14 protein-coding genes are annotated in these 16,960 nt (G+C 42.3%); 7 read left to right on the plus strand and 7 right to left on the minus strand.

Annotated features, from left to right (window positions below):
• Window positions 1-123: 123 nt before the first annotated feature.
• From MKX49_RS19110 to MKX49_RS19120, 3 genes are all read left to right on the plus strand, one after another.
• Window positions 124-1,485: an MFS transporter gene (locus MKX49_RS19110; protein WP_340877357.1), complete on the plus strand. Its 1,362-nt coding sequence runs from the start codon at window positions 124-126 to the stop codon at window positions 1,483-1,485.
• A 32-nt stretch (window positions 1,486-1,517) separates the two neighbouring features.
• On the plus strand, window positions 1,518-2,876 hold the full coding sequence (gene gudD, locus MKX49_RS19115; protein WP_340877358.1) for a glucarate dehydratase: 1,359 nt from the start codon (window positions 1,518-1,520) through the stop codon (window positions 2,874-2,876).
• 151 nt (window positions 2,877-3,027) lie between these two features.
• On the plus strand, window positions 3,028-3,729 hold the full coding sequence (locus MKX49_RS19120) for a FadR/GntR family transcriptional regulator (protein WP_034309657.1): 702 nt from the start codon (window positions 3,028-3,030) through the stop codon (window positions 3,727-3,729).
• Window positions 3,730-4,083: 354 nt separating this feature from the next.
• Here the strand turns inward: MKX49_RS19120 and MKX49_RS19125 are convergent, their stop codons facing one another.
• Window positions 4,084-4,842 (minus strand): SDR family oxidoreductase, encoded by a 759-nt coding sequence (locus tag MKX49_RS19125; RefSeq protein WP_340877359.1) that lies wholly within the window; start codon window positions 4,840-4,842, stop codon window positions 4,084-4,086.
• A gap of 190 nt (window positions 4,843-5,032) precedes the next feature.
• Between MKX49_RS19125 and MKX49_RS19130 the strand changes: the two genes are divergently transcribed.
• On the plus strand, window positions 5,033-5,647 hold the full coding sequence (locus MKX49_RS19130) for a TetR/AcrR family transcriptional regulator (protein ID WP_054399846.1): 615 nt from the start codon (window positions 5,033-5,035) through the stop codon (window positions 5,645-5,647).
• 30 nt (window positions 5,648-5,677) lie between these two features.
• Here MKX49_RS19130 and MKX49_RS19135 read toward each other — a convergent pair whose 3' ends face one another.
• Both MKX49_RS19135 and MKX49_RS19140 read right to left on the minus strand, forming a co-directional pair.
• Entirely contained in the window at window positions 5,678-6,379 is a 702-nt protein-coding gene (locus tag MKX49_RS19135) for an alpha/beta fold hydrolase (protein ID WP_340877361.1), read from the minus strand.
• Window positions 6,380-6,687: 308 nt separating this feature from the next.
• Window positions 6,688-8,136 (minus strand): DHA2 family efflux MFS transporter permease subunit, encoded by a 1,449-nt coding sequence (locus tag MKX49_RS19140; protein WP_340878574.1) that lies wholly within the window; start codon window positions 8,134-8,136, stop codon window positions 6,688-6,690.
• Window positions 8,137-8,390: 254 nt separating this feature from the next.
• On the opposite strand from MKX49_RS19140, the gene MKX49_RS19145 reads away from it, so the two are divergent.
• Together MKX49_RS19145 and MKX49_RS19150 are read left to right on the plus strand one after the other, a co-directional pair.
• The gene (locus MKX49_RS19145) at window positions 8,391-9,290 is read left to right on the plus strand and encodes a TetR/AcrR family transcriptional regulator (RefSeq protein ID WP_081088696.1); all 900 of its coding nucleotides are present in this window, start codon (window positions 8,391-8,393) and stop codon (window positions 9,288-9,290) included.
• 142 nt (window positions 9,291-9,432) lie between these two features.
• A complete protein-coding gene (locus tag MKX49_RS19150) occupies window positions 9,433-11,106 on the plus strand; it encodes a ribonuclease J (RefSeq protein WP_053536113.1) in 1,674 nt (557 codons plus the stop codon).
• A 46-nt stretch (window positions 11,107-11,152) separates the two neighbouring features.
• On the opposite strand, the gene MKX49_RS19155 is transcribed toward MKX49_RS19150, so the two are convergent.
• The 4 genes from MKX49_RS19155 to asnA all read right to left on the minus strand — a co-directional run bounded on the left by MKX49_RS19155 (window position 11,153) and on the right by asnA (window position 15,891).
• A complete protein-coding gene (locus MKX49_RS19155) occupies window positions 11,153-12,571 on the minus strand; it encodes an amino acid permease (RefSeq protein ID WP_340877362.1) in 1,419 nt (472 codons plus the stop codon).
• A gap of 103 nt (window positions 12,572-12,674) precedes the next feature.
• Window positions 12,675-13,307 carry a LysE family transporter gene (locus tag MKX49_RS19160; RefSeq protein WP_340877363.1) on the minus strand — a complete coding sequence of 211 codons (633 nt, stop codon included), beginning with the start codon at window positions 13,305-13,307 and terminating at the stop codon, window positions 12,675-12,677.
• A gap of 143 nt (window positions 13,308-13,450) precedes the next feature.
• A complete protein-coding gene (locus MKX49_RS19165; RefSeq protein WP_034309678.1) occupies window positions 13,451-14,683 on the minus strand; it encodes an MFS transporter in 1,233 nt (410 codons plus the stop codon).
• A 212-nt stretch (window positions 14,684-14,895) separates the two neighbouring features.
• Complete coding sequence (gene asnA / locus MKX49_RS19170; RefSeq protein ID WP_340878575.1) at window positions 14,896-15,891, minus strand: aspartate--ammonia ligase; 996 nt, start codon at window positions 15,889-15,891, stop codon at window positions 14,896-14,898.
• A 233-nt stretch (window positions 15,892-16,124) separates the two neighbouring features.
• On the opposite strand from asnA, the gene MKX49_RS19175 reads away from it, so the two are divergent.
• Window positions 16,125-16,751 carry a LysE family transporter gene (locus tag MKX49_RS19175; RefSeq protein WP_340877364.1) on the plus strand — a complete coding sequence of 209 codons (627 nt, stop codon included), beginning with the start codon at window positions 16,125-16,127 and terminating at the stop codon, window positions 16,749-16,751.
• Window positions 16,752-16,960: the final 209 nt, after the last annotated feature.

A 16,960-nucleotide genomic window follows, 5' to 3' on the forward strand; every position in this document is an offset into this window, starting at 1 on the left:
TTTTATTTGTCTTACCATTGGACAAAACTAAATATTAAGAATTTTCACGAAGGAGGAAACAGTTAACATTGTAAGCGGTATCAATTAGAAAATATAATAAAATACGATTAAGGAAGTGAGTATATGAACGCTGAAGAAAAAGTTTTTCAACCATCTCCTAAACTGCCAAGTGCCCAGAAAAAAACACGCACACGATGGTTCATTGTCTTTATGCTCTTTTTGGTTACAGCACTGAATTATGCGGATCGTGCGACGCTATCCATTGCGGGTACGGACATGTCTGGTCAGCTTGGTCTCGATTCAGTCATGATGGGCTATGTTTTCTCCGCTTTCGCTTGGTCTTATGTAGCTGGACAAATTCCAGGCGGATGGCTTTTAGACCGTTTTGGCTCGAAAAAAGTTTATTTTTGGAGTATCACGTTATGGTCTACCTTTACGCTTTTACAAGGGTTTCTCGGTTTTTTCGGTTCTGCGGGAACGGCTGTCATGGTATTGTTCGGACTGCGCTTCTTAGTTGGATTGGCGGAAGCCCCTTCCTTTCCGGCCAACAGCCGTATCGTTGCCACCTGGTTCCCAAGCCATGAACGCGGAACCGCGGCTGCCACTTTCAATTCGGCCCAGTATTTTGCAACCGTTCTCTTTGCACCGATCATGGGTTACATTACGTATAAATTCGGTTGGGAATACGTCTTCTTCTTTATGGGGGCTTTAGGAATCATCGTTGCTTTCATCTGGCTGAAAACGATTTATGGCCCAAAGGAACATCCACGCATCAACAAAGCTGAGCTTGAATATATCGAAGCGGGCGGCGCTTTGATCAATATGGATCAAACCAGTACAAATAAGGAGGAAAAGAAAGGCGTCAACTGGAATCATATAAAGCAGCTATTATCAAATCGCATGCTGTTAGGTGTTTATCTCGGACAATATTGCATTACGACGTTAACGTACTTTTTCCTGACATGGTTTCCTGTGTACCTAGTACAAGAAAGGGGCATGACCATTCTTGAAGTTGGATTCGTCGCTTCCCTTCCGGCCATTTGTGGGTTTTTTGGCGGCATTCTCGGAGGGACATTCTCGGATTTCTTGTTACGGAAGGGATTCTCATTGACTGTCGCCAGAAAGTTGCCAATTGTTGTTGGGATGATTCTATCGATGAGCTTGGTGGCAGCAAATTATGTAGATACGGAATGGGTTGTCATTTTCGTTATGGCCCTTGCGTTTTTCGGTAAAGGATTCGGGGCACTCGGCTGGGCGGTAGTGGCCGATACCTCACCAAAGGAAATGTCAGGTGTCAGCGGCGGGCTTTTCAACACATTCGGTAACATTGCCGGCATTACAACACCGATTATCATCGGATATATCATTGCCACTACAGGGTCGTTCAATGGTGCGCTAGTCTTCGTTTGTGCTAATGCTCTTGTCGCGATTTTAAGTTATTTATTCCTAGTTGGTGAAATTAAACGTGTAGAGTTAAAGTCATAGTAAACTAAATATTCTGGCAGGGGGAAAAAATCATGAACAATCAATTGCTAAAGGATAATGTAAAAATCGGCACACCGGTAATTTCAGAAATGAGCGTCATTCCAGTTGCGGGCCATGACGGCATGCTTTTGAACTTGAGTGGTGCCCATGCTCCTTATTTCACTCGGAACATCGTCATTCTAAAAGACAATGCAGGTAATACGGGTGTCGGTGAAGTTCCTGGAGGCGAAAAAATCCGCCAGACACTCGAAGATGCTAAAGAATTGGTTGTCGGCCAGTCCATCGGGACATACAACAACATTCTAAATACCATCCGCAAGCAGTTTGCGGACCGGGATGCTGGAGGGCGCGGCCTTCAGACGTTCGATCTTCGTATTGCCATTCATGCCGTAACAGCATTGGAAGCGGCACTTCTTGATTTAGTTGGCCAACATTTAGGTGTTCCAGTCGCAGCCCTTCTCGGCGAAGGACAGCAGCGTGATAAAGTGGAAATGCTGGGCTACTTATTTTATGTAGGTGACCGCAATAAAACAGATCTTGGTTATTTAAGCGAACCGGAAGCGGAAGATGACTGGATTCGCCTCCGTCATGAGGAAGCGCTGACACCCGAATCGATCGTCCGCTTGGCAGAAGCCGCCCACTCTCGCTATGGGTTCAATGATTTTAAATTGAAAGGCGGGGTTTTGCGCGGGGAAGAAGAAATCGAAGCGGTGAAGGCACTTGCGGAACGCTTCCCTGAAGCCAGGATCACCCTTGACCCAAATGGCGGCTGGCTGCTTGAGGATGCGATTAAACTTTGCCGGGATCAACATCATGTTTTGGCTTATGCGGAAGATCCATGCGGAGCGGAAAATGGTTTTTCCGCCCGGGAAATCATGACGGAATTCAGGCGCGCAACGGGCCTTCCAACCGCTACGAATATGATTGCAACGGACTGGAGGCAAATGGGGCACTCCATTCAACTTCAATCCGTGGACATTCCTCTTGCCGATCCGCATTTTTGGACGATGCAAGGCTCCGTCCGTGTCGCTCAAATGTGTAATGACTGGGGCTTGACTTGGGGATCACACTCGAATAATCACTTTGATATTTCACTTGCCATGTTTACACACGTTGCTGCAGCCGCACCTGGAAAAATCACTGCGATCGATACCCACTGGATTTGGCAGGATGGGCAGCGTTTGACGAAAGAACCTTTTAAAATTGTCGGCGGAATGGTCGATGTCCCTTCCAAACCCGGACTTGGAATTGAAGTGGATATGGAACAAATCGAGAAGGCACATCAGCTTTATAAACAAAAAGGACTTGGTGCCCGTGATGATTCAATGGCTATGCAATACTTGGTTTCCGGATGGAAGTTCAATCCGAAATCACCTTGCCTTGTCAGATGATTTTTTACCAACAATGCGTGCGTCTCTCTCTTTAGAGCGGCGCATTTTACTTTTTTTGGACATAGGTCTACATGCAAATAAGTGTATTATATTATATAATTAGTCTTACAGTAGGAATACATATAGGATTTAACAGAAAAGGGGTTACACAATGGAAGAATCGTCAAAGAAATTAGGCGTACAATCGGTACATCGCAACACTCTTTCACAACAAGTCGTGGATCAAATCGTGCATCTGCTCGTTACTGGCCAAATGAAAGCGGGCGACAAACTGCCTCCTGAAATGGAGCTTATGAAAGAACTTGAAGTAAGCCGGCCTGTTTTACGTGAGGCGCTCAGTGCCCTTGATACACTAGGGGTCATTACACGGAAAACGCGTGAAGGAACCTTTTTTAACGATAAAATCGGTACACATCCATTCTCTGTGATGCTTGCGTTGGCTACGGATAATTTACCAGCGATCATCGAAGCGCGAATGGCTTTGGAGTTGGGATTGGTAACAATGGCTGCCGAGAAGATCACAGACGAGCAACTGGAGAAACTGCAAGTTACGATTGACACGATTGCCAATAGTGAAGACAACGATTACGGAGAGGCCGATAAAGAATTCCATAAGATCATCGCTTTAAGTGCGAACAATCCCATCATTGAAGGCATGATCGATTCCTTATTGATCACTCATAATAAAATAAATAGCTTGATTCAATTCAGGGAACGGGAACTGACTGTGAAGTATCATAAAGCCATCTATGCTGCACTTGCAGCACATGATCCACATGAAGCATTCAGCCAAATGTACAAGCACCTTGATTACGTCCGTCAGAAAGTCCTTCAATATTCTCACGAACATTAATATATTGTTTGCGAGGTATCGCAGCAAACTAATGGATCACTCAATGATTCTATTTCATAAGGAAAGTGGATTTTTTCAGGGAACCTATTTTGCTTCCGAGATTTCAGAGTTCAACTTATCTTTTAAATCCAATTGATAGCATAATTCTTTTTGAGAAAAACTGGATAGTAGCGGAACTATCCAGCCCCCACTAATCCACTTTCGATTGAAATCACCCGATGAAGTCAAAACCTCCCTCATGGAAATTGCTAGCTAACCACAATCCCCCTCCAAATATCCTGCCAAGGCTCCACTCAAAAAAACATGCATCCCTGCTTACTGGCAGGAATGCATGGATTCTTTTTAATTCATGGCTTAATATGCACTCCAACCAGCATCTGCCGCGATGACAGTACCATTAACAAAACTGGAATCGTCTGAAGCAAGGAATAATGCCACTTTAGCGATTTCTTCAGGTTTACCGTTTCGTGGATTGATAGCCATACCCAGTTGTTGGCGAGAGAAGCCAAACTCATTGATATTCGTCATGCTGGAACCAATATTGGTTTCTACTCCGCCTGGTGCTATAGCATTGCAGCGAATCCCTTTATTGGCATACATGTAGCCCGTGTTTTTCGTGAAACCAACGACTGCATGTTTAGAGGCAGTGTAAGCCGCACCAGCCCGGGCACCGTACAAACCGCCAGCAGAAGCAATATTGATGATGACCCCTTTTTGTTTTTCTAAAAAGATTGGCATCACCTTTCTAGTCGAACGCATGACGCTTGTCGTGTTAATGGCAAAAATCCGATCCCATTTAGAATCTTCAATGTCTCCAGCAGGTTCCATGCCATCCATGATACCCGCGTTATTCACCAAAATATCCACCGTTCCATACGTACTGACCGTGGTATCGATCAAATGTTGAATATCTTCCTCCACCGCTACGTTCGTTTTAATGGCAAAGGCCACTCCGCCATTCGCTTTTATTTCTTCCACCGTATCGTTCGCACCATCAAGATTTAAATCCGATACGACGACTTTAGCTCCTTCTAGAGCATAATCTATGGCAATTTGTTTCCCCATGCCTGATGCTGCTCCTGTCACAACGGCAACTTTGTCTTGTAATTTCATTTGAACTCCCCCATTCATTCTAGTGAAGCGTTACTTATTGTACAGATGTTCATTATCTACCTTCCTTTATAGTATAATTAGTTTCAGTAGGCTTATACAATCAGCAAATGCTGTCCTCCATGTTGAATAATGAACAGAAAGTGATGATTATGTTTATTAAAAGCACAATAACGAACAAAGGATGAAGAAAATGACTGATAATAATACTGGGATTGATAGAAGGATCAGGAAATCCAAAATGGCTTTGAAAGAATCCCTCATTTCTTTAATGCAAAGTAAGGATTTCAGGGAGATATCGATTACTGATATTGTAGAACTCGCCGACCTTAATCGGGGTACATTTTATAAACACTATCAGTACAAAGAGGAACTGCTTGAAGAGGTCATGGAGGATGTGATTGCCGATTTGATCATATCTTACCGGGAACCTTATAAGAACGCCGAAACTTTCACCATCAATGAACTAACGGCTTCGGTCATCAAAATATTTGAACATGTAGCTAACCATGCAAACATTTATACCCTCATCCTAAAGTCGAATGCATGGCCTACATTACTGGAACGGATTTGTAATGAGTTGAAGAAACTTCCAGTGGAGGACCTGGAAGATTACCGGCCGAACCCTAAGATCAATAAAGAACTTGCCTCCAGTTACCAAGCATATGCGATATTGGGCATGATCATCGAATGGGTCAACACTGGCTTTAAATATAGCGCTGACTATATGGCTGAACAGCTGCTGGAAATCCTTAATAATAAATCGGTAAATGCCGTCTTTAAAATAAACCATTTAAAGCAGAAATAAGAGGGCTGCACCGGCAACCCTCCTATCGCCTTAAAGCGCCTGCCCTTTGGAAAGAAACCTTTTTACGACAGACAAGAAAGCAGGTAAATCATCTTCATGGACAAAGTGTCCGGCATCCTCTATCGTCACCAATTCGCAATTGGGGATAAGCTCGGAAACCTCCTGCAATTTGTTTTGGGGAATATGGCTGGCCCCGCCCCCGATAACAAGCGTTGGCATCATAATATCGGTGAGGCGTGCCCACCATTCGGGATCGGGTTCATTAAGCTGCTGTAGAATCGAAGGCACTACCTGCCAATCAAACGGCAGCGGGACAGAAGGCCTGGAAGGAACCTCCATTGGTTTATCCGAGAAAGGAGGTGGTGTGTCTTCGACAATCAACCTTTCTATCCTCGAAGGAAAAGTTTGCGAGAAAAGATAGGAAACCGTCCCCCCCATGGAATGCCCCATTAGCGAAAACCTTCCCAAATCAAGCGCATCCGCAAAATGAAGCAAATCATCACGCATCGATTCAAAAGTATATGTATTCGTTCTCGCACTCCCACCGTGGCCCCGTTGATCTAAAGCTAAAACACGAAAACTTTCTCCTAATGCGGCAGCCGCATGGTCCCATGATTCCGAACTTTTTCCCAGCGCATGAAGAACAACAAGCGGTGGTGCAGAAACATCCCCGCACTCCCGATATTGAAACGTGAGTCCATTCAACTCAATTTGATTAACCCGAATTTCCATCTCCGTTCACTCCCAGGATCGGATTCGTCATTTTGAACCTCGATCTATTTTAAAAAAACCTCTAAAATACTATGTTTACTATAAGTAAATTATACGTTTTATGCCTTCACCCATTTTTTCATCCTGCATCTGATCATTTCTGCCTTCACACCTTTTATTCCTGCCTTCATCCATTTATTCATCCTTTGGCTTCATTCCTCAGCAGCCTGAATTACATTCCGTTACGGGCCTTAACGTGAAAGGCAGAATAAAAAAAGCCCTATGCTGCCTGAACGATTCAGGTGGCATAGGGCCTTTTATTGTTTCATTTAAGCGGTTTGATCTTTTTTCACAGCTGGTTTTTCTTCAGCCGGCCAAGCACGCTTAATGAATAATGCCAGAATCAGCGCCACACCGGCAATGAAGGTAGATACAAAGAAGGAGAAGTTAATTCCATCCAGCATTGCCTGCATCCCGATTTGGGCTTTCATTTGGCCCATCATCTCAGCGGTGGGCTGGCTTGTTAATTTGCTCATCGCTTTCGTCATTAAATCTTCGGCACTAGAAGCTGCACGGTTAGACATGACCGTAACGAGCAATGCCGTACCGATCGCACCGGAAATTTGGTTCAGTGTGTTATTCATCGCTGTACCGTGCGGGTTCATGCGGGCTGGCAACGAGTTCAAGCCATTTGTCATGATCGGCATCATGGACATTGACATCCCGAAGGAACGAACGGAAAACAGGATTATAATTTCTGTATACGTAGTTTCCATTGATAATTTACTTAGCAAATACGTGGTTACCACGGTGATAAGCAAACCGATTGAAGCAAGGATGCGGGCACCGAACTTATCGAAAAGCTTACCGGTAACCGGTGACATGAGGGCCATTAATAACGCACCTGGAAGCATCAGTAATCCAGAATCGAATGGTGAAATGCCACGTACTGTTTGTGTGTACATCGGAATTAAGATCATCCCCGAGAACATCGCCATGTTCAGTACGATTGAGATCGTTGCGGATAAAGCGAACATCGGGTGCTTGAAGATCTTGAACTCAAGCATTGGTGTTTCCATTTTAAGCTGGCGTGTTATGAAAAGGATCAGGGAGATGGCACCGACAATCAGTGTTCCGTATACCTCAAGGCTATCCCAACCCTTGCTGCCTGCCGAACTGAATCCGTAAAGCAAACCGCCGAAGCCTAAGCTTGAAAGGATGACCGATATTTTATCAATTGAGATATCGACTTTTTCCTTGTGGTCTTTAAGTTTAAAGAAGCCGAAAATAAGCACTAGTAAAGCTAGCGGAGTAATGAAATGGAATAGCATTCTCCAATCATAATGTTCGATGATCCAGCCTGAAAGCGTCGGCCCGATTGCAGGGGCAAACATCATGACCAAACCGAATAGTCCCATTGCCGAGCCCCGTTTTTCAACAGGGAAAGAAGTTAAAAGTACGTTCATTAATAATGGCATCATGATTGCCGAACCGGCAGCCTGAACCATACGTGCGCTCAATAATAGCGGGAATACATGCGCTACACCTGCCACGATCGTCCCGATTGAGAATAGGAGCATGGCTGTCAGAAACAGATTACGCACCGAATATTTTCTTATTAAGAAGGCAGTTGTCGGAATCATGATTCCGTTCACGAGCATGTAGCCCGTTGTCAGCCATTGGACTGTGGCAGTCTCGATTCCCAGGTCTATTTGGATTGATGGCAGTGCAATATTTAAAAGGGTTGAATTCAGTATCGATATGAACGCACCGACCATCAGTATGGCCAAAATGCCATACGAACCCTTTTTCTCATTTATTTGTGCAGTACTCACTTTTTATCTATTCCTCCATTCAAACTATTGGTTCATTTAATTATACGAGCGGTATATTTCAATCTCACAAAATCAATAATATACCCCTAGTTCATTTTTTGCAATAAAAATTTACTGGTTTAAATAAGGGTTTGTGCTGTGATGAAAAATAGAGTACGATTAAATTTATACAAGCAGTATAATGAAAATAAGGTGATATGATGAACAACCGAAGGCAGAATGTCATCGATACGGCTCATAAGCTGTTTATTGACAAAGGCTACCAAGCGACGTCCATTCAGGACATTTTAGACGGCAGCGGTATATCAAAAGGTACATTTTATAATTATTTCCCTTCGAAGGGTGAATTATTTATAGCCATTTTCCGCTCCTTTTATACAAAGATCCGCCATGAACGGGAAAAACTGTTGATTGGTCAAGATTCCGCCGATATTGAAATTTTCATCCGGCAGCTCGAACTGCAATTGATGGTGAACAAGCAAAGCAAATTGCTTATCCTGATCGAAGAAGTCCGTGTTTCCAATGATGAAGAATTAAAACAATTCATCAATAAGACGCTATTGTTGAGCTTACGCTGGATGTATAACCGTTTTATCGATATCTTCGGTGAAAGTAAAAAACCCTATCTTTTAGATAGCGTCATTATCTTTCATTCGATGATGACCCACATGAGCCATTTTAGTTACCGTGCTAATCCCGCCGGTACACCGGACATACAAATTATCCGCTATTGCATGAATCGCATTGTCCATTTAGTCAATGAAGTGGCTGAAAGCGGGGAACAGATCATTGATCCGGAATTAATGGATACGTGGTTTCCAAAATTCACAAACCAGCTTGATGCTTGCCATAATGATTTGCTTCATTCCACCACGGAATTGAAAAAAGCGATAAACAAAGCTATTCCTTGCGATGAAGATCGAAGAAGAGCCATTGAATTGGTCGACTTCATCCAAGATGAGCTGATGCAGTCAGACAAACCGCGAGAATTCTTGATAGAAAGTCTGCTTTCCACTTTGAAAACTGGATATGCTTCACAGATCCAAGCATACATGGAGGCTTTTGAAGAAAGCATCCATTCTTGCTTGAGCCGATAAGATTGAAGATACGCACCTACCGAAAGCGGCAGGTGTTTTTTTTATGGCTTTTTGAATTGCCCTGATTTTAAAAAAGAGTTGGTTTTATAAAAGCGACCTAAGGAAACACTATCCTTATCATAATAAAGGGAGGTCTATCTACTTGAGTGTGAAAGAGAATGCTTTGTCCATATTGGCTCTGGGCGGAGTGAATGAAATCGGTAAAAACATGTATGTGATTCAATATTCTAACGATATCGTCATTATTGATTGTGGTGCAAAGTTTCCTGATGAAAGTTTATTAGGAGTCGATTTGATCATTCCTGATATTTCCTTTCTTCAGGAGAATAAGGAGAAGATACGCGCTTTGATTGTGACTCATGGGCATGAAGATCATATCGGCGGTATCCCCTATTTCTTGAAAAAATTGAATGTACCCATTTATGCCACACGTTTAACACTTGGTTTGATTGAATTGAAGTTAAAAGAACATAACCTTTTGGGTGATACGGAATTAATCCAGATCAATTCGGATTCAAAGCTGGAATTCGGGGAAATGGTTCTGGACTTTTTCAAAACGAATCATAGTATTCCCGATTGCCTCGGAGTCACCATGCATACGCCGGAAGGCACGGTCGTTCATACAGGGGACTTCAAGTTTGACTTGACCCCGATGAATGATCAGTATCCCGATATTCATAAAATGGCCAAAATCGGGAGTGAAGGTGTCCTCGTTCTACTATCGGAAAGCACGAACGCAGAGCGTCCCGGCTCCAGTCCCTCGGAGCATCTGGTTGGCAGCCATATTGAAGAGGCCTTCATGCAGGCAAAACAGAAAGTCATCCTTTCGACATTCGCTTCAAATGTCAATCGTGTTCAACAAGTTGTGAACGCTGCACAGAAGACAAACCGGAAACTGGCCCTGATTGGACGAAGCATGGTGAACGTCGTAACCGTTGCCATTGAACGCGGCTATCTCGAGGTTCCTGATGGGATGCTTATCCAACCACAAGAAGTCGATAGTTATGCTCCGGAAAGGGTCGCGGTTTTATGTACAGGAAGTCAAGGAGAGCCGTTTGCCGCCCTTTCCCGCCTTTCCAGTTCGAATTATCGGGATATGAGCATATTGCCCGATGATACAGTGATTCTTGCCTCCACACCAATACCCGGAAATGAACGGGATGTTTCACGTATCATCGACAACCTGTTTCAACTGGGTGCCAAGGTCATTTACGGTTCTGGGACTGTAACGGGCATGCATGTATCAGGACATGCATATCAGGAAGAGTTAAAGCTCATGCTAACCCTTATGAAACCTAAGTATTTCATCCCGATTCACGGTGAGTATCGGATGCTGCACCAGCATCGATTGTTAGCTGAGTCTGTCGGGGTGGAGAAGGACCACACTTTCATCATCAATAATGGTGATGTGGTGGATATTGAAAACTCCGTTGCCCGTCAAACAAGAAAGGTGGCTGCCGGCAATACCTTTGTCGACGGTGTTGGCGTCGGGGATGTTGGAGAAATCGTTCTGCGGGACCGTAAGCAGCTTTCCGAAGATGGAATGCTCGTCATCGTCATAACACTTAGCAAGACGGAAAGAAAAATAGTATCAGGACCTGATACCATTTCCCGTGGATTTGTATATGTTCAAAATTCCGAGGACCTCCTTAAGAATGTGAATCGTCTTGTCACGAAAACGGTCAATGACTTACAAAGTGAAAAAATATACCGGTGGAACATCATTAAACAAACCATTAAGAAGGAACTGGGGCAATATCTCTTTAATCAAACGAAGAAAAAACCAATGATCCTTCCAATAATCATTGAAATTTAGCGCCAAAAACGAAAGGAACTCGACTTTGAATTGTCGAGTTCCTTTTTTAATCGAGTCCTGATTTACTTGCTTTTGCGGCCATTGCCTTGTTCTTATTCCATACCTTGAACTTCATGAAAACGGCTGCAAGACCGATGATCACGATGAATAAAAGGCTGATGAAAAATCCTGGACGTATCTCTTTTTCAAGAAGTGTTCCACTTACGGCCGCTAAAATTAAAAGCAGTCCGAAAACCGCCGTAATCTTACTCCACATCTTATTTTCCAAGATTTTGAATGAAGAAAGAATGATGAATGCCCAGTTATACAAAAGCAATATACCAGCAGATGTTGTAATGTATTCATAAATCTTTCCTGGCAGGAGCAAGGCAGTGATGATTGATCCTAAAAGACCTAAGGCTCCAAGCCCCAGTGACGGCAGCGGAAGATCTTTAAATTTCTTGATCTTTTGCATGAATAATGCGGGTGCATTCCCATCATTGGATAGCGTTACCAATAAATTGGTTACACCGAATAGTGAAGCGGTCATCGTCGAGAAACCGGCAATGATGATCGCACCATTAAAAACGTGCGGGAAAAATGTCAGGTGATAACTGTCCAATGCCGAAACGAATGGGCTTTCTTTTTCACTGAATGCCCCTAACGAAATCATGGTTACGGCTAACCCCAATGAAACCACATATATAATGGTAAGGACCAAGAGCATGATCGTCCCTGCCTTTGGTGCATCTTCTTTCTTTTTAAGCTGCATCGCCATCAATCCAATGACCTCAATGCCGCCAAACGCATAAAAGGCATAGATAAGGGATGTCCAAAACCCCTTTAACCCTTTTGGGAATAATTCATTGAACGTATTCGGAAATGATGGCGGTTTCGCTCCAGCAAGACCGAACCAGCCGCAAACGGCACATATTGCAATGATGATAAACATTACGATTGCTGCTGTCTTAATTACAGCAAGGATGTTTTCCACCCTGTCGAACCCTTTTGTTCCCAGCAATACCACCACGATTGAAATAATGGCAAAACCGGATGCAAATAGCCAAAGCGGCACTTTCGGGAACCAAAATTGAGATAATAGCGAAAGCGCAGTAAGCTGGCTTCCCATGATCAATATATTGGAGGACCAATAATTCCAGCCACAGCTAAAGCCCGCCCATCGTCCAAATGCTTTATTGGCATAATAACAAAAAGAACCTTCTTGAGGATCGGCAGCCGTCATCTTGGCAAGCAGATTATAAACGATATAGGTACCCAGTGCAGCCAATACAAATGAAAATACAATGGATGGCCCAGTCGTTTTAATGCCTATGGTCGATCCGAGGAAATACCCTGTCCCGATCGTACAGCCTACCCCGACCAATGATAGCTGCCACCATTTCATGTCGCCCTGTTGTTCACCCGATGCATTGGAATCTTGGACAGCCTTTCCTTTCGCTGAACTGCAATTGGCTTTTGTTGTCATAACATTACCCCCTTCCATCATTCATAGTGTTGATAATGCCACAATGAATTATGCAAGGAAGAAGTTTTCAAATAAGCTATGTAATAACTTGAAGCATTCTCCTTTATGATAGGACAGCAGAAATGCCTTGATAAGCAAAATAAACCCCAAAGCCTACCAATGATAATCCAGAGATGATCGAAATGGCCATTAAGCTTTTTTCATTTAAGAACCTGCGAAATCCATTCGTTAATGCGGCTACAAAAAAATCCCAGCAGGTAAGACCAAGAAAGATCATCCCGCTATAAATGAAAAGTTGGGATGTCCCATAACTTGAAGCCGTTTTAGCTAAAACAGATCCATATATCCCCAACCAAAATAAAATGGACAATGGACTGGTCACGGACATGATGAACCCAGTCAAAAAACAGGAAATTAAAGAATCTCTATTCCTGTATTCATTTAATAATATCGTATTAACCCGTAATATACTTTCGACCCCGGAATAAATAAGCACAAATCCGCCAAAAAGCCAAAGAAATATCAGGACGATCGGGATTTCTAAAAACCGCACCATTCCTACATATACTAAAATCATGAACAAGGCATCTGCAATCATCGACCCTGCCCCAACGATCCAGGCATGCCAAAACCCGTTCTTGATTCCTTTATCGATACGAGCGGAGTTCACCGGACCGATCGGTGCTGCAAGGGTAAGTCCTAAGAAAAAGTAACTTAGCAGTAAATGTACACTCAAAAAGCATCACTCCTTCGAGCTAGTTCATGACTTGTACATTTTATGTGACAACCCTCTCCCTATAACCACATGCCAAAAAAATTTCCCAATTCACAAAAAAAGCCGTGGGAAAGCCCGGCTTTCTTGAGATGTATTGAAGCCGATTAGGCAGCAGCTTCTTTTTTGTCTGAACTAATGAATTTCATAACAATCAATACGATGCCTATACCAATGATCCCAGAAATGATATAGGTCATATTGATATGATTTTTCATGACAAGGGACATGACCGGAGGGCCTGCCGCAACGCCGATGAACCTTGATGACATGTAGAAGGAGGTTATCGTCCCCCGCTGTTCCTTTTCTATATTTTGAGTGATGATTGCGTCGAGTGTCGGCAATAAAGCACCAATTGCTATGCCCACCAAGCTTGTTATTACCAATAGAAGGACGACCCTGTTTTTAGTAAAACCGACAAATACAAGGCTGATTGAAAGGACAGCTAAACTGATCATGATGATCTTTTTCATGATTGGTAATTCCCCCTTAATTTTTTTCCCTGCAACATAAGAAGATACGCAAAGAAAAAATAGCGGGATCGCTATCACTAAACCTTTTTTGATTCCATGCAAATCATGGATTTTTTCCAGATTATCAGACAAAAAGAAAAGAACACCGAACAAAACCAACATGACAAAGACACCAATCAGGAAAACCGTATATAACCATTTCCCTTCCTTCTTGAATATTTTTTTCGTATCATGCCAGAAATCCTTGAATTTTTTCGGCTCATCCTTCTCCTTTGGTACCTTTATAAAGAAAAAGACCAAAACAATAGATATTAAACTGAAGAATGAAATCGAGAAGAATGGTAAAAACCAGATAAATGCAGCAAACAGGGAACCTAATATTGGACTTAGCACTTTCCCAAACGTATTCGAGGTTTCTATGATTCCCAAACAAGAACTCGTTTTTTCATCATCATCTTTGTATAAATCCCCCACCAAAGGCAAAATGATGGGCGAGGCCCCAGACGCCCCAATCCCTTGCAATACCCTGCCAATGATGATCCATGTATAGGGATTTTCCATTTTCCATGACGCATAACCAGCTATCAAACCACCGATAAGGGCTAGGATCAAGCTTGGCAGAATGACCATTTTCCGTCCGAATCGATCTGATAAATAACCAGCAATGGGAATTAAAAAGATGGATGCAACGGAATAGCTTGTTATCACCATACTTGATTGAAATGAAGATATCCCCACCTTTTCCTCGAAAATGGGCAAAACCGGGATAAGCATTGAATTTCCAAGTGTCATAACCAATGGAATCGATGCCATACTGATCAAGCACCACACGCTTACATCTTTATTTTGCTTCTCATGACCTTCCATACTTACACTCCTCATCCATTATAAAAGCAACTTATTGCATAAAAGGTAACCATTTGTGAAACCCATTTGTTTTGCATCATATATTAGATGTCTTAAATTATTATGTTATAGTGCAGAAACATTTATTCAGTTACGCTTCTCCCAAAATTACCCCTATTCCCTTTAAAACAAAAAAACCATTCTGTTTAAGAATGGTTTGAGTTCTTTCGTCTTTATAAAAGAATAATATTCCTTTTTTCACATTCCTCTATTATTTGGTCATTCCATACCGAAACCTGAACCTCGCCAATATGTGCTTTCTTCAACAAAAACATGCATAATCTGGATTGCCCTATTCCCCCGCCTATTGAATACGGAAGCTTTCCTTCCAATACGGCCTTATGATAATCCAGCACCTTACGATTTTCGTTTTTGGATAATCTTAATTGTTTTAACAATGACTTTTCATCTACTCGAATGCCCATTGAAGAAACCTCAAAAGCACATTCCAAGAGTGGGTTCCATAAAACGATATCTCCATTTAGATCCCAATCATCATAATCCGGTGAACGTCCATCATGCTTTTCCCCCGATTGTAACGCTCCGCCAATTTTCATAATGAAAATTGCACCATATTTCTTCGCTGCCACGTTCTCTCTTTCCTTCGGAGTAAGATCCGGGTATAAATGCTCCAACTCCTGGGTCGTAATGAAGTGAATGTCCTCAGGTAACACAGGCGTAAGCAGATGATGGAATTCAAACATATAACGTTCGGTCGATTTAATGGCACCATATATTTTTTTCACTTCGGATATTAATGTATCCACGTTACGTTGTTCTTTCGTTATGACTTTCTCCCAGTCCCATTGATCCACAAATAACGAGTGTAAATGATCCAGTTTTTCATCACGTCTTATTGCATTCATATTTGTGTAAATGCCTTCATCACAAGCCAAACCATACCTTGAAAGAGTGATTCTTTTCCACTTTGCCAAAGATTGAACCACTTCTATATGTTTATTCTTAATATCCAGAGCATCAAAGGTAAGAATCCGCTCCACACCATTTAAATTGTCATTGATGCCATTACCTTCATGTAAAACGAAAGGGGCTGATACTTTAATAAGGTTTAACGCATTTGAAAGTCCTTCTTCAAAATGATCCTTCATTTCATTTATTGCAATATCAGTATGCATGATATCAAGAATTGTTTTATATTTATTCGGCATTGATAATTCAGGCATAATTCTCCTCCAATTCCGCTTTGAATAGCGCATGCACTAAAATTGGCTTCTTTCCATTTGACTAAATTACATTATGAAGGAGTTTTCTATGTTGTTACAAAAACACCAGGTCAGACAAGGCGGACTAAACTTAAAAAATAGGACTAAAAAGGTGGTACAAGTCCAAATGTTTGAATACATTCAAATAAGCGAAGATGTATAAACGATGAGGTGATGAATTGGGTGTTTTTTTCAGCTTTGTATTATTAGGTTTATCACTGGCGGCTCCTATCGGTCCCATAAACGCTGCTCAATTGGACAAAGGAATCAAGAAGGGTTTTTGGCATGCCTGGGTATTTGGCTGGGGTGCCATTTTAGCGGATTTTGTTTTTATAGCCCTCGTCTTTTTCGGTGTCGTCCACTTTTTGGACAACTCCTTCATGAAGACATTTTTATGGCTTTTTGGATTTTTCGTCCTGACCTATACCGGAATCGAAAGCCTGCTAAGTGCAGGGAAGATTGAAGTGAATGCACGAAAAGCGAAAGATTCCCTTTTTTCTTCATTCCTGACAGGATTCATCATGTCCCTTTCGAATCCTTTATCCATTTTGTTTTGGCTGGGGATTTACGGCTCCATTCTCGCAAACTCCGCTTCAAAATATGATATGGATGATTTACTTTTATACAGCTCAGGAATCCTTGTCGGCCTCTTAACCTGGGATTTCGTAATGGCCATCATCGCCAGCACCTTCAGACGCTTTTTATCCAAACCCATTCTAATGGGCATCTCGATCATTTCGGGGATATCCCTTATAGGAATCGGCCTATACTTTGCCATCCAGGCAGCCAAGGTTTTATTTACATAAGAAGTTGAGCATTAACTCGTGAATTCGAATAAATTTCTTTTATATAAAATAGGCCGCCTATTTTATTATCCCTCATTGTTCATGTCCTGAAAGGGTAAACACAAAGGGAGGATTTCTTGAATGACGGCTATTACTCTTATAATGTTCCATATTATTACGATAATTCTTATGCTAATTTGCCTTATTATGATGACAGACTGCCAGTACAA

The sequence above is a fragment of the Peribacillus sp. FSL M8-0224 genome (genome assembly GCF_038003055.1).
Taxonomy (GTDB): domain Bacteria; phylum Bacillota; class Bacilli; order Bacillales; family DSM-1321; genus Peribacillus; species Peribacillus frigoritolerans.